Source organism: Nonomuraea sp. NPDC050451 (assembly GCF_044458585.1).
The window spans coordinates 181,164-193,969 of record NZ_JBITHZ010000018.1 but is presented as its reverse complement, the minus strand read 5'-3'; the positions used below and the strand labels follow the sequence as shown (position 1 = coordinate 193,969).

The 12,806-nt window shown below is 71.0% G+C and carries 12 protein-coding genes; 2 read left to right on the top strand and 10 right to left on the bottom strand.

The genetic code is table 11. From position 1 onward, the window contains the following. Positions 1 to 6: 6 nt before the first annotated feature. The 3 genes from ACIBI9_RS40675 to ACIBI9_RS40665 all read right to left on the bottom strand — a co-directional run bounded on the left by ACIBI9_RS40675 (position 7) and on the right by ACIBI9_RS40665 (position 1,312). On the bottom strand, positions 7 to 204 hold the full coding sequence (locus tag ACIBI9_RS40675) for a ferredoxin (protein WP_397230572.1): 198 nt from the start codon (positions 202 to 204) through the stop codon (positions 7 to 9). Between the two features lie 20 nt (positions 205 to 224). Further along, positions 225 to 467 carry a cytochrome P450 gene (locus tag ACIBI9_RS40670; RefSeq protein ID WP_397230570.1) on the bottom strand — a complete coding sequence of 81 codons (243 nt, stop codon included), beginning with the start codon at positions 465 to 467 and terminating at the stop codon, positions 225 to 227. 212 nt (positions 468 to 679) lie between these two features. Continuing rightward, complete coding sequence (locus ACIBI9_RS40665; protein WP_397230568.1) at positions 680 to 1,312, bottom strand: hypothetical protein; 633 nt, start codon at positions 1,310 to 1,312, stop codon at positions 680 to 682. A gap of 181 nt (positions 1,313 to 1,493) precedes the next feature. Between ACIBI9_RS40665 and ACIBI9_RS40660 the strand changes: the two genes are divergently transcribed. Next, positions 1,494 to 2,090: a TetR/AcrR family transcriptional regulator gene (locus tag ACIBI9_RS40660; protein WP_397230566.1), complete on the top strand. Its 597-nt coding sequence runs from the start codon at positions 1,494 to 1,496 to the stop codon at positions 2,088 to 2,090. 2,056 nt (positions 2,091 to 4,146) lie between these two features. Here ACIBI9_RS40660 and ACIBI9_RS40655 read toward each other — a convergent pair. From ACIBI9_RS40655 to ACIBI9_RS40625, 7 genes are read right to left on the bottom strand one after another with little or no spacing between them, the layout of a single operon-like run. After that, positions 4,147 to 5,274 (bottom strand): mandelate racemase/muconate lactonizing enzyme family protein, encoded by a 1,128-nt coding sequence (locus ACIBI9_RS40655; RefSeq protein ID WP_397230564.1) that lies wholly within the window; start codon positions 5,272 to 5,274, stop codon positions 4,147 to 4,149. Positions 5,275 to 5,278: 4 nt separating this feature from the next. Then, a complete protein-coding gene (locus tag ACIBI9_RS40650) occupies positions 5,279 to 6,250 on the bottom strand; it encodes a D-2-hydroxyacid dehydrogenase (RefSeq protein WP_397230562.1) in 972 nt (323 codons plus the stop codon). Beyond that, the gene (locus tag ACIBI9_RS40645; RefSeq protein WP_397230560.1) at positions 6,247 to 7,233 is read right to left on the bottom strand and encodes a hydroxyacid dehydrogenase; all 987 of its coding nucleotides are present in this window, start codon (positions 7,231 to 7,233) and stop codon (positions 6,247 to 6,249) included. The genes ACIBI9_RS40650 and ACIBI9_RS40645 overlap by 4 nt, the downstream gene beginning before the upstream one ends. After that, positions 7,227 to 8,387, bottom strand: coding sequence for a hypothetical protein (locus tag ACIBI9_RS40640; RefSeq protein ID WP_397230558.1), 1,161 nt, complete (start codon positions 8,385 to 8,387; stop codon positions 7,227 to 7,229). The genes ACIBI9_RS40645 and ACIBI9_RS40640 overlap by 7 nt, the downstream gene beginning before the upstream one ends. Positions 8,388 to 8,395: 8 nt before the next feature. Further along, positions 8,396 to 9,250: a carbohydrate ABC transporter permease gene (locus tag ACIBI9_RS40635; protein ID WP_397230556.1), complete on the bottom strand. Its 855-nt coding sequence runs from the start codon at positions 9,248 to 9,250 to the stop codon at positions 8,396 to 8,398. After that, positions 9,250 to 10,254 carry a carbohydrate ABC transporter permease gene (locus ACIBI9_RS40630; RefSeq protein WP_397230554.1) on the bottom strand — a complete coding sequence of 335 codons (1,005 nt, stop codon included), beginning with the start codon at positions 10,252 to 10,254 and terminating at the stop codon, positions 9,250 to 9,252. Before ACIBI9_RS40630 ends, ACIBI9_RS40635 begins: the two co-directional genes overlap by 1 nt. Positions 10,255 to 10,297: 43 nt before the next feature. Continuing rightward, complete coding sequence (locus ACIBI9_RS40625; protein ID WP_397230552.1) at positions 10,298 to 11,743, bottom strand: ABC transporter substrate-binding protein; 1,446 nt, start codon at positions 11,741 to 11,743, stop codon at positions 10,298 to 10,300. 281 nt (positions 11,744 to 12,024) lie between these two features. On the opposite strand from ACIBI9_RS40625, the gene ACIBI9_RS40620 reads away from it, so the two are divergent. Further along, positions 12,025 to 12,801: a sugar phosphate isomerase/epimerase family protein gene (locus ACIBI9_RS40620; RefSeq protein ID WP_397230550.1), complete on the top strand. Its 777-nt coding sequence runs from the start codon at positions 12,025 to 12,027 to the stop codon at positions 12,799 to 12,801. The last annotated feature ends 5 nt before the right edge of the window (positions 12,802 to 12,806 follow it).

The following is a 12,806-nucleotide window of genomic DNA, read 5'->3' as shown; positions in this document are numbered from 1 at the left end:
CCCGCTTCACCGTTCCACCAGCCGGATCGCCGCCGCGGGGCAGATCGCCACGGCCTCCCGGACCCCGTCGAGAAGCCCGGCGGCGGGAGTCTCGTCCAGCAGGATCGCGACGCCGTCATCGTCCCGCTGGTCGAACACCTCGGGGGCGGCCAGCACGCACTGCCCCGACGCCACGCACTTCGGTTCGTCCAGTTCCACTCGCATGGGATTTCTTCCTTCCTTGATCAACTGAGCCAGGTGACGGGCAGAGAACGCAGGCCGTAGGCGATGCCCTCGAACGCGAACTGGACCTCGTCCATCGGCACGGCCAGGCGGAGGGTCGGCACGCGGCGGTAGAGCGTGCCGTACACGACCTGGAGCTCCACGCGGGCCAGCGACTGGCCCAGGCACTGGTGCGGCCCGTACCCGAACGCCTGGTGCCGGCGCGCGGCCCGCCCCAGGTCGAGCCGCTCGGGCTCGGGGAACATGCCGGCGTCCCAGTTCGCGGCGCGTTCGCGATCACCTTCGGGTCGTCGGTGTCGCGCAGCACGGCGAGCTGGTCAGGGTGCCGCAGCAGGAGCAGCGTGCCGAGGGAGATCATGCTCGCGCTGGTCTCGTGCCCGGCGATCAGCACGGCCACGCCCATGGTGACGGCCTCGGCGCGGGTCATCTCGCCGGCCTCGACCCGGGCGGCCAGCTCCTACAGCATGTCGTCGGCGGGAGCGGCCGTCTTCTGTCCCAGCAGGCCGTCGAGGTAGCCGTAGAGCGCGGCGCCCGCCTCCTGCGCCTCCTGCTCCGACGCGCTGTGGCTGACCGCGACGGTGCTGTTGCGGTGGAAGAACTCGCTCTCCTCGTACGGCACGCCCAGCAGCTCGCTGATCACCAGCGTCGGCACGGGCAGGCCCAGCGCGGTGACGAGATCGGCGGGCTTCGGCCCGGCCAGCATGGCGTCGATCAGGTCGTCGGTGATCTTCTGGATCGCCGGGCGCAGGGCCTCGACCCGCTTGACGGTGAACGGGGCGTTGACCATCCGGCGCAGGCGGGTGTGCTCGGGCGCGTCGGTGTTGGTGATCAGCGCGGGGGTGACCTTCGCGGTCTCCGCCCTCCCTCGGGTCATGTGCGGGAACCCGGGCAGTTTCTCGTCGATGCTGAGGCGCGGATCGTTCATCAGCGCCCGCTGGTCGGCGTGCCGGGTGATCAGCCACGGCGTGCTGCCGTCCCAGATCCGCACCTTGGAGACGGGTTCCTCGGCGGTCAGCCGCCGCACTCCCTCCGGCGGGTGGAACGGGCAGCGGCTGTCCCTGGCCATCGGGTAGCCGGGAGCGTCGGCCATGCGTCTCTCCTTCGGTCCTGTACGACAAGTGCCGACCTAGCCGATCGGCAAGCCAATTCCTAGCCGATCGGCTAGCCGTAAACCAGGAACTGTGATGCAAATCACTTGCCGATCGGCAGGTTGGAAGCTTGCCGATCGGCAAGCTAGAATCCGCACAGAGACCATGAGAGAAGGAGCAGACGTGACAGTGAGAACCGCCCGGAAGGGGTCCGTCACACCCGACACCCGGCAGCGCCTCATCGACGTCGCGGTTCGCCTGTTCGCCCGGCACAGCTTCGCGGGCACGTCGCTCCAGATGATCGCCGACGAGATGGGCATCACCAAGGCCGCCGTCTACCACCACTTCCGCACCCGCGAGGAGCTGCTCAGCGCGGTGGTCGAACCGGCGCTACGCCAACTCCAGGTGGCCATCGAGTCGGCCGAGACGAGACGCACGCCCCACGCGCGGGCCGAGCACCTGCTCACCGCCTACGCCACCCTCGCCGTGGAGCACCGGGCCGTGGTCGCCGTCCTCGCCACCGATCCCGGAGCGATCGACCTGCTGCGCGGCCAGCCGGAGTCCAGCGACCTGATCAACCGCCAGCTGGCCATCCTCGCCGACCTCACCCCCGGCCCGGCCGGCTACGTCAACGCCACCATGGTGCTGGCCGGCATCGCCTCCGCGGCCAGGCCGGCCCTGGTCCACGTCGACGACGACGTCCTGCTCCGGCATCTCGTCGAGGCCGGCCGGCGCGCGCTCGGGCTGCGGGCGCCACGCCGCCCGGCCCAGGCCGGGTGACGAAGGTCAGGCCCCCTGGGACCTGGTCGTCACCGTGCCACTCGCCGGTCAGGGGGTGAGGTTGAGCGGGGTGGTGATGCGCAGGTTCCAGTCGAGGCCGGCCGGCGCGGGGCTCAAGGCTCTCGAACGCCACCAGCGGCCGCCCCGCGCGGTCCACGACCAGCACCGGAGCCGCCTGGAACTCGCTTCCGGCGCCCAGCGTGCGCACGTCGGCCTGGGCGCAGTCGGGGGTGCGGCAGTCGAGCAGTTTGGTCGCCTGGTCGCGCAGGTCCCGGTAGGCGATGGCGGGGCGGCCGTCGGGGCGTACCGCCATGGCCAGGCCGGCATTCCAGAGCCGGTCGGGAGCCGGCGGAGCGGGGGGCACGGGGCTGGTCACGCTCGGCTGGTGGCAGGCGACGTCCAGGCAGGAGATCACATTGATCCGGCCGGTGGCGGAGTCGTACCGGGCGGCGACCGGACGGTCCCCGGGGCCGACGGCGACGACCAGGTCATGCTCCATGGACGAGTACCCGGCCGCCTCCAGGCGGGCGACCTGCCTGGACTCCGGGCGCGCGCAGCTCGGGTCCGGGCAGAAGATGAAGGAGACGAGGTCGTGAGTCGGCTGGTCACCGCCCGCCGGATCCGCTTCGGCGTAGGCCACGACCGGTCCGCCACCCGGTCGCACCGCCAGCGCCACCCCCACCGACTCCGGCGGCCTGCGCGTCGTCGCGACGGCCCCGCTGCCGCGTACGCACGCGGTCGCCGCGCAGGTGAGCAGTTCGAGCCTGCCGGAGGTCCAGGTGGTGAGGAGGAGGCGCCCGTCGGGCAGCCGTGCGCTGGCCGCGCCCGCCTGCCAGCGGGTGCCGGAGTCGTCCGGCTCGGCCCACGCGAAGCTCGCCCTCCGGCACGAGGGGTCGGCGCAGGCCAGCAGGCTGGAATCATCCTCGAAGCCGTCCATCACCGCGACCGGTCGCCCGTCGCGGCCGATGTGCAGGTCCTGCAGGTCGAGGGGGCGCAGCTGCGGTTCGCGGCCGCGGGAGGAGGCGGAGAACTCCGTCACGTCCGTCTCGGTGATCTCCGGCCACCCGAACGGGTTGACCAGCACGACTCCGCTGAACAGCAGTCCGGGCAGCAGCGCCACCGGCAGGAGGCCGGGCCGCACCGGGCGCGGCGACGGGCCGTCGGGCAGGCCGTGCGCCAGGTCGGAGTCGTCCACCTCGGTGCGCCAGGCCATGCTGTGCAGGAACTGGCGCGCGACCACGGCGGCCTGGAAGGGCGTGATGACCAGCGCCAGCACGGTTGCGGCCAGGCCCCATCCGAGGGTGGCGAGGGGGCCGGGGAGCAGGCGCAGCCCTGACTCGAGAGCCCACGCCGCCGCGCCGGGAACGAGGACGACCCCGAAGCCCAGCGTCAACGCGGTCGGCAGGAAACTCAGCTCGGTCATGCGGTAGGCGCGGCGGATCGAGCCCAGCCCCGAGCAGCCGTGCAGCAGAACTGCGGGCACGGCCAGCAGGGCCGGCATCGCCGCGTACGCGGCCACCACCAGCCCCACCTTGACCAGCCAATGCTGATCGGTCACCATCAGCAGGCCGGCTCCCGCAGCCCAGGCCGCCCCGGACACCAGGAGCAGGACCAGCAGGGGCGGCAGCCGCCGCACCGTCGCCCGCAGCGCCTCGACAGGCGGGATCCGCCGGTCGACCAGGTGACCCGTGGCGATGATCACGGTCGCGGGGAACACCACGATCTCCCCGGCGAGCGCGACCACCGCCGGTACGAGCGTCCAGATCCGCAGCGGGACATCGGACGTCCCGATCAGCTGGAACCGCCCGTTGACCACCGCCGCCGAGTCGCCGGTCGACACCGTCAGCGCCAGCAGGGACAGCGTGGCGAGCGGCACGTGCACCAGCACCCCGGGCAGCGCGAGCCGCACCAGGTGCCGCCCGGCGTCCAGATAACTCCGGAACGGCACGCCGTCCTTGCGCAGCCGTTCGACGTGCTCCATCGAGCTCACGGGCCAAACGCTGACAGGGCGTTTCGCCGGTTCGCTTCCTACTTGCGGGAAATGGTCTGGGCCCGTTCAGAGAGCGAGCGCCCGGACCGCCTCCTCGTCCACGCCGATCCCCAGGCCGGGGCCGGCGGGTACGTGGGCGACGCCGTCGGTGACCGTGATGACCGGATCCGTGGCGTATGGGCTGGTGATGAACTGCCGGCCGTTGAGGTCGACCGGCGTGTCCACGCCGAACGCGGCGAACAGGTGGAGCGAGGCGGCCAGCCCGATGTCGGACTCGGTGAGGCCGGAGCCCATGATCGCCAGGCCACAGTCCTCGGCGAGCTGGCACTGCCGCAGCGCCAGGGTCAGCCCGCCGCAGCGCTGCACCTTGGCGACGGCGACGTCGATGGCGTCGAGCCGGACGAACGTCGCCAGATCGCTCGGATGGCGCAGGCTCTCGTCCACGGCCACCGGGATCGGGCTGGCGTCACGCAGGCGGCGCAGGCCGGCAAGGTCGTTGGACGGCACCGGCTGCTCGAAGACGGCGACGTCCAGGTCGGTCAGACGCCGGGCCACCCGGAGCGCGGCGGCGGCCGTGTAGCCTTGGTTGGCGTCCACCCAGAGCACGGCGTCGGGGGCGGCGGCGCGCACGGCCTCCACGAGGGCCACGTCCTCGTCCTCGGTGTGCAGGCCGACCTTGACCTTGACGTGGCGGTAGCCGAGCGCGCGGCCCTCGGCCACCGAGTCCGCGGCCACGGCGGCCGACTCGGTGGCCACGATCCAGGCCAGCTCGATGGTGTCGCGCCTGCGCCGGCCCCACAGCTCGCCGAGTGACAGGCCGAGGCTGCGGGCGTAGGCGTCGTGGCAGGCCACGTCGACCGCCGCGCGCGCCAGCGGCATGCCGATCGAGAAGCCCTTGCTGATCGTACGGTCGAAGACGCGGCAGAGCCCGTCCAGGTCCCACAGCGGACGGCCGACGGCCGCCGGGGCCAGGTAGTTCTCGATGGTGGAGACGATGGACTCGGTGGTCTCGTACGTCCAGGAGGGGATCGGGGTGGCCTCGCCCCACCCGACGGCCCCGTCGTCGGCGGTGATCTTCACCAGGACTCTGACGGCCGGCCGGCCGCCCTGGACGACGGAGCCGCCTGCCACGGCGAAGTCGCGCAGCGAGGGCAGGCCCACGGTGAAGGTCTCGACGCGTGCTATCCGGTTCACGTGATCAGTACCATTCGGACTTGTCGACCAGATTGATCAGTTCCCGCCCGTCCACGAAGCGCCGGGCGTTCTCCAGCAGTACGGCGAAGCGCCGCTCGTCGCCGTGCGGCCCCACGCCCCCCACGTGCGGGGTGATGAGCACGTCGGGACGCCCCCAGAGCGGGTGATCGGCGGGGAGCGGTTCGGTCTCGAAGACGTCCAGGGCCGCGCCGGCCAGGCGCCCTTCGGACAGGGCGGCGGCCAGGTCGTCGAGCCGCACGGTGGGCCCGCGGCCGATGTTGACGACGTACGCCCCGGGCTTGGCCAGCGCCAGCCGCCGCGCGTCCAGCAGGCCCTCGGTGGCGGGCGTGTGCGGGACGGTCAGGATGACCAGGTCCGCCTCGGGCAGCAGCCGGTCGAGGGCGTCGGCCGGCAGCACCTCGGCGAAGCCCGGCACGGGGCCGCCGCGCCGGGCGTCCACGCCCACCACCCTGGTGCCGAACGCCGCCAGCAGCCTGCCGACCTCGGCCCCGACCGCGCCCACCCCCACGACCAGGGCGGTTGCCTCGCCCAGGGAGAGCACGGCGCCGGGGTCCCAGTCGGGCGCCCAGCGCGCGCGGGCCTGTTCGCGGGCGTACCTGGGCAGGCCCCTGGCCAGCGCGAGCACGAGCGCCAGCGCGTGCGCGGCCACGTGGTCGGTGTAGGTGTCGCGCATGTTGGTGACCTGCACGGGGTGCGCGACCAGGGCCGGGTGGTAGAAGCCCGGAGGCGGCCCGGCCTGCGGGGCCTGCAGCCAGCGCAGCCGTCCGGCGTGCGCCAGCAGGTCCGCGGGCAGCGTGCCGTAGGCGGCGTCGGCGTCGGCCAGCGCGCGCACCGCCTCCTCGCGGGTCTCCGGCTGGAGGACGGCGAGCTCCGGCACCGCCTGCTCAAGCCGGGCCCGCCAGCCGGCGGTGGCCGGATCGTGCGGCGGCAGCAGCACCAGGGTGGCTACGCTCACGCCCTCCTCGCCAGGCCGGATTCGGTGATCTCGTACAGCAGCGGCTCTCCCGCGACGTAGCGGGCGAGCTCCTCGGCCATCGCCTGCCCGTGGCGGCGCCGCTCGTGGCCCAGGCTGCCCGCCACGTGCGGGGTCACGACGATGTTGGGCATCGTGAACAGCGGCGACCCCGCGACGGGCGGCTCCGGGTCGGTCACGTCGAGGACGGCGAACAGATCGGTCCGCCGGCTCAGCACGTCGACGAGCGCGGCCTCGTCGACGAGGCCGCCGCGCGCCGAATTGATCAGGGTGGCGTCGGGCTTCATCGACTCCAGCAGCTCGGTGCCGACCAGGCGCTGCGTCTCCGGGGTGAGCGGCGAGTGCAGGCTGACCACGTCGGAGGTGGCGAACAGCTCCTTCAGGCCGACGAGGCGCACGCCGAGCTCCGCGGCCTGCGCCGGGTCGGCGTAGGGGTCGTAGGCCTGCACGTCGAGGTGGTGATGGGCGAGCAGCCGCGCGGTGGCCCGGCCCGTGGCGCCGAGCGAGACCAGCCCGACCACCGCGTCGTAGGCCCCGATCTCGGGCCCGCGCGGGGCGGTGGCGGCGGCGGCGCGGGCGGCCAGCACGTAGCGCCAGCCGTGCTTGAGCGCGTACAGGATCTGCGAGAGGGCGAACTCGGCGACCGGCTCGGCGTTGGCCGTGGCCGCCGAGGTGACCCGCACTCCCCTGGCCCACATCTCCGGGGTGACCATCCCCTTGATGGAGCCCGCGCCGTACAGCACCAGCGAGAGCTTCGGCGCGGCGGCGAGCAGGTCGGCGTCCAGCTTGGGCGCCCCCCACCCGGTCACCAGCACGTCAAGGTCGGCGAGCACGTCCGGGGTGAGCCGGTCGGCGGTGAGCAGGGGCGAGGCGATGGTCAGGTGCCGCTCGATCGCCTCCCTGGCCTGGGGGCCGTAGACGTCGTCGAAGCGGTTCGGGTCCATCACGTACAGCCCGTTCAGCATTGCCTCTCCTTCAAGCGAGCCGCCGCCCGCACGCTGGCCAGGCGGGCGGGTGAGCCGAGCCCGGCGTGGTAGTAACGTAGCTGCCGCGCTCCCCCTGCGATGAGGTCGGCGGCAAGTGCCGGGATCCGGGCGTGCCCGTCCTCCAGCACGGTCAGGTTGGCGACGAGGGAGGTCTCGGTGCGGCTGGCCGCGGCCTTCACCTGGGCCAGTGCCGCCTCCTCCGGGCCCCAGCACTTGAGCACGTACGCGTCGACCGGCGCGTCGAAGGAGGCCAGGTCGATCCCCACGTCGGGGCCGGTGACCTGCGGGTCGTCGGTGGCCATGAGCAGCAGCTCGCGGCCGGCGGCCGGCGCGGCCATGGCGCGGACCAGGTCGGCGATGACCCGGCCGCGGTGGTCGTAGAGGGCCTGGGCGCGATCGTGGCCGAGCGCGTCGCCCAGGCTCGCCCCGGCCGGGACGCCCTGCTGGAGCTCCCCGTCCACGGCGGCGCGCACGTCGCGCGCCAGCTCCTCGACGTCCAGGCCGCGCTCCGCCAGCCCGGCCCGGCAGGCGGGGCAGAGGCAGAGCGACAGCAGCGCCCTGCCGCAGGCGGACAGGTGGGCGCCGGAGGTCTTCTCGTGGTGGCCGGCGTGCTCCGCGCCCAGCCAGCCGCACGCCTCCAGCATCAGCGCGGGCACGTCGTACTGCTCGCAGACCTCGCTCACGAGGGTGAGCGCGTAGTCGTGGACGGCGGGCTGGGCGGGGCAGAGCGCGTACGGGTACGACTCGCCGTACGCGTTCCTGACCGTCAGGTCGGGCGCCTCGCGGCCCAGGATCGAGGAGTGCGTGAGCACCATCCAGGCCTCGGCCCGCAGCCCGGCCGCCGCCAGCGCGGCCAGCGCCGTGCCGAACCTGTCCTCGTCCGGCACCCCCCAGCCCGGCGGGTACGGCTTGAGCCGCCCGCGCCAGCGGTCGGGGCGCAGCCGGAAGTAGGCCGCCGCGTGGTCGGCCTGCACGATGCGGTGGCGCGGATGCCACGCGGTGGTGGCCCGTACCGAGTGGTAGGCCGCCTGCAGGGTCACCGTGCTCACACCGAGTCCGGCGATGCGCTCGGCCGCCGCGGGGTCGCCCACGAGGTCCCAGGTGTAGGCGAACGCGCCGTGCCTCGTCTCCAAGCGGACAGTCACCCCTTAGTGGCGCCGGCCAGGCCGCGCGTGAAGTAGTTCTGGAAGAAGAGGAAGATCGCCAGCATCGGCAGGAACGAGATCGTCATCCCGGCGGCGAACCCGGTCCAGTCGGTGGCGTGCTCGCCCTGGAAGGACAGCATCCCGACGGCGAGGTTCTGCAGGTCGGGCTGGCCGAGCGTGAACACCAGCGGGATGTTGAACTCGTTCCAGCTGCTGATGAACTGGAAGATGACCACCACCGCGATGACCGGTTTGGCCAGCGGCAGGATGAGGCCGAACGTCTTGATGAAACCGGCCCCGTCGAGCTTGGCCGCCTCGAACAGGTCGCTCGGTACGCTGGAGAAGAACCCGACGAACAGCAGGACGTAGAGCGCGCCCGCGCCGCCGGACATGGCCAGGATGACCCCGGCCCGCGTGTTCAGCAGGCCGAGGTTCTCGATCAGCACGAACTGCGGGACGATGATCGAGGCGACCGGGATGAACAGGGTCCCCACGATCATCCGGTAGAGCAGGGTGCGGCCGGGAAACTCGTACCTGGCCAGCACGTAGCCGCACAGGGCCGCCTTGACCAGCTCGACGAGGGTCGAGGCGACCGAGTAGAGCACCGTGTTGAAGAAGTATCCGGAGAACCCGGCGTTGACCCAGGCCCGTACGAAGTTGTCGAAGTTCAGCTGGTCGGGCACGAGGCTCGCGCCGCTGGTGAACATCCCGGCCTGGGTCTTGAACGCCGCCGAGATCGTCCACAGGAACGGATAGACCCAGACGAGCCCGATGACCAGCAGGATCGGCAGGGCGATGAGGTTGGCCCGCGTCCTGTGGCTGCGCCGGGCGGCCTGGTTGACCGTGGTCATCAGACGCCGTACTCCTTCCTGAGTCGCTGGGCCCGGCGGACCGCGACGCCCTGGGCGGAGACCAGCACGAAGGCGATGACGGAGAACAGCAGCGCCGCGGCCGAGGCGTAGCCGTAGGCGAACGGCACCGAGCCGAAGGCGTTCTGGTAGATGAAGTAGGACACCACGTACGTGCTGGTGCCCGGGCCGCCCGCGGTGAGCGTGACGACCAGCCCGAAGACGTGCATGGCGTTCACGATGCCGAGCAGGGCGATGATCACGGCGACCGGCCTGATCATCGGCAGCGTGATGCGGGTGAGCTTCTTCCACTCGCCCGCGCCGTCGATGGCGGCCGCCTCGTAGACCTCCTCCGGCACGTTCTGCAGCGCCGCGATCCAGTAGATCATGTACTGGCCGAAGATCTGCCAGACGGAGACGAGCACGAGCACGAGCAGCGCGCTCCACCGGTTGGCGAACACGTCGAACCCCTGGTCGACCAGGCCGAGGTCACGCAGGATCGCGTTCAGCGCGCCGTTGGACGGGTTGAGCAGGTAGGTGAACACCAGGCCCGCCATGGCGACGGGGATGATCAGCGGCGCGAAGAACAGCGTCCGGAAGAACCGCTTGCCGCGCAGCCACTTGCGAGTGAGCACGATCGCCGCCAGCAGCGAGATCGGGAGCTTGATGACGGTGGTCAGCAGGGCGAAGATCAGCGTGTTGACGACCGAGAGCCAGAACAGCGGGTCGACCAGGATCGAGCCGTAGTTGCCGGTACCGACGAAGTGGTCGATCGGGCCGATGCCCGACCAGTCGAAGAACGAGTAGTAGATCGTCGCGGCCAGCGGCCAGAGGGTGAAGCCGAGGTAGAGCAGGAGGAAGGGGGCCAGGAAGATGACCAGCCAGACCCTGTCGAAGCCGCGGACACGCTCGCGGGAGTGATCGACGCGTTCGGGCACGCGCTCGGCGGGCGACCGGTCCTTGTCCGTCACCCTCTCCCTGCCTGGGGCGGGGGCGGTGGTTGTCATGGATGTCCTCACGAGGGAGAAAGGGGGCGCCGTCCGGTCTGGCTCAGTGCCGGTACATGTCCTTGGAGTAATCCTTGGTGTAGTCCCAGTCGGGGAAGGTGTAGCAGTCCATCGACACCTTCAGGCCGGCGGCGGCCTCCTGCTTGAGCCCTTCCTCCAGGGCGGTCTGCCGCTGCTTGACGATGGCGGCGCCCACCGACTCCAGCGACTGGCCGCTGACGAGCGCCTGGCCCATGGCCTCCCACTCCCCGTCGGGGTTCTTCGCCAGCGCGTTGACGTACGCCTTGGACTTGGCGATGTCGGGGCACTTGAGCAGCGGCACGGGAAGCTGGACCCGGTAGCCCGGCTGCGCGCCGATCTGCATGATCTGCTTGAGCGCCGGGTCGGTGACCATCTTCTGGTTGTCGACGTAGGCCAGCGTGCCGAAGGCGCTCTTGTAGTACTGCTTGACGAAGTAGCCGTCGGGGTCGGTCATCCACTGGATGAACGTCCACATGGCGTCATGGTTCTTGGTCTGCGAGCTGACCCAGTACTTGTTGGTGTCGTACTTGCGGCCGGCCGCGCCGGTCTGCCCGTCGTCCGGGTTGGGGCGCGGCGCCACCACGTACTTGTCGCTGCTGAAGCCCTGGCTGGCCCACACGCTCGGCAGCCAGGTTCCGTCGAAGAAGATGCCGGCCTGATCGGCGGCGAACTGCTGGCGGGAGAAGTTCTTGTCGTTGGTGCCCGGCGCCAGGTAACCGGCCTTCTTGAGCTCCTGGATGAAGGCGAAGGCCTTCAGCTGGCCGGGCTCGGTCAGGTCGAACTTGCCCGTCTTGTAGTCGAAGAACTCGTCCGTCGAGACGCTGCTGATCATCGCGTACCAGATCCGCTGCATGTCCGGGCCCTTGGTGGGGGCGGCGATGCACTCGGCCTTGGTCTTGGACTTGATCTGCGCGCAGGCGTTCTTGAGGTCGGTCCAGGTCTTGGGCGGGTTGTTGACGTCCAGCCCGGCCTGCTGGAAGACCTGCTTGTTGAGGAACATGTAGCCGGAGCCCCAGTACAGGTTCTCCGAGAACGGGAAACCGTACGTCTTCCCGTCCTGCACGTTGATGCCTTCCAGGAAGGACCCGTCCGGCCAGCGCTTGGTGAAGTCGGCGGGGACGGTGCCGCTCGGGCTGAGCGGGCTGATCCACTTCTGGTCGAGCAGCTGGGACAGCCCGGTCGCGTTCCAGTAGAACATGTCCGGCGCCTGGTTGCTCTGGAAGGCCAGGGGCAGGGTCTTCATGTAGTCGGCCTGCGTGATCGAGCGCCACTCGATCTTGATGGTGGGATGTTCCTTGGTGAACTGCGCGCCGATGTCCTTGTGGAAGTTCACCTGTTCGGCGGAGAAGTCCCAGATCTGCAGCGTGGTCTGCGAGCCGCCGCCGCTGCCGCTGCTCGACGTGCCGCATGCCGCCACGAGCAGTGACGCCAGGAATGCGGTGATCATCGCGGGCCGATGGAGTTTCATGAAGCCCTCCCGAGAGACGGAGGTCAGAGGGGTGTCGGGCACCGGGTAAGCGCTTGCCCGAGAGGTGGGTCCGAGAGTAACCCCGGTCACAGGCCGATTCAAGACTTGTGAGAAAGCGGTTTCAGATCGATGCTCGGTCATGACACCTGTCCGTCGATGACCCCTACCACCCGACATATGCTGGTTTTCCTGGCATTTTTCGGCGACGCGCGCCGGTAAGATCATGAGATCGGCGCGCCGGAAAAATCTCTACAAGCGCTTTCAGAACTTCGGGAGTACGTGTGCGCCTGCTCGCCTTCACCAAGCCCTTCGGCCTGATCGACCCCGCCCGGCTGGCCGAGACCGTGGCCTCGGTGGGCGCCGACGGGGTCGACCTCGTCGTGCGCGAGGGGCAGACCGTCAGCCCCGCCGACCCGGGCGGCATCGCCGTCGTCGCCGCCGAGCTCGAGCGCCGCAGGCTCACCCTCGACGTCGTCACCACCGACCTGCTCGACGTCGACGCGGACGCCGAGCGGATCATCGCGGCCTGCGGCGAGAGCGGCGTCCCCCTGATGCGGGTGGGCTTCTACCGCTACGACCCCGCCGCCGGATACCGCCGTCAACTGGAGGAGGCCAGGGCCGCGCTGTCCCGCCTGGTCGCCCTCGCCGCCCGGCACGGCGTACGGCTGGCGGTCCAGTTGCATCACGGTACGATCCATCCATCCGCCTCGCTCGCCCTCGCGCTCGCAGGCGACCTGGACGACGTGCGTTTCTACGCCGACCCCGGCAACCAGGCCAAGGAGGGCAGCGAGGCATGGGCGCTCAACGTCGACCTGCTGGGCGATCGGATGGCCTGCATGGGAGTGAAGAACGCCGTCTGGCGGTCCACCGCGGACGGCTGGGTGTGCGAGTGGCAACCGTTCGCGGACGGAGGCGTGGTCCCCTGGCCGGAGATCGTCCCCGGGCTGCGTGCCCGCGGCTACACCGGAGTGCTGTCGCTGCACGTCCACTACCCGGCGGCCGACCCGGTGGCGGCCGTACGGCGGGATCTTGATCATCTGCGCGGACTGCTCGGCTGACGGGC

Coding starts and splice junctions, on each gene's coding strand:
- ACIBI9_RS40675 (WP_397230572.1), bottom strand. CDS start 204: ATGCGAGTGGAACTGGACGAACCGAAGTGCGTGGCGTCGGGGCAGTGC.
- ACIBI9_RS40670 (WP_397230570.1), bottom strand. CDS start 467: ATGTTCCCCGAGCCCGAGCGGCTCGACCTGGGGCGGGCCGCGCGCCGG.
- ACIBI9_RS40665 (WP_397230568.1), bottom strand. CDS start 1,312: ATGGCCGACGCTCCCGGCTACCCGATGGCCAGGGACAGCCGCTGCCCG.
- ACIBI9_RS40645 (WP_397230560.1), bottom strand. CDS start 7,233: ATGCTGAACGGGCTGTACGTGATGGACCCGAACCGCTTCGACGACGTC.
- ACIBI9_RS40635 (WP_397230556.1), bottom strand. CDS start 9,250: ATGACCACGGTCAACCAGGCCGCCCGGCGCAGCCACAGGACGCGGGCC.
- ACIBI9_RS40630 (WP_397230554.1), bottom strand. CDS start 10,254: ATGACAACCACCGCCCCCGCCCCAGGCAGGGAGAGGGTGACGGACAAG.
- ACIBI9_RS40625 (WP_397230552.1), bottom strand. CDS start 11,743: ATGAAACTCCATCGGCCCGCGATGATCACCGCATTCCTGGCGTCACTG.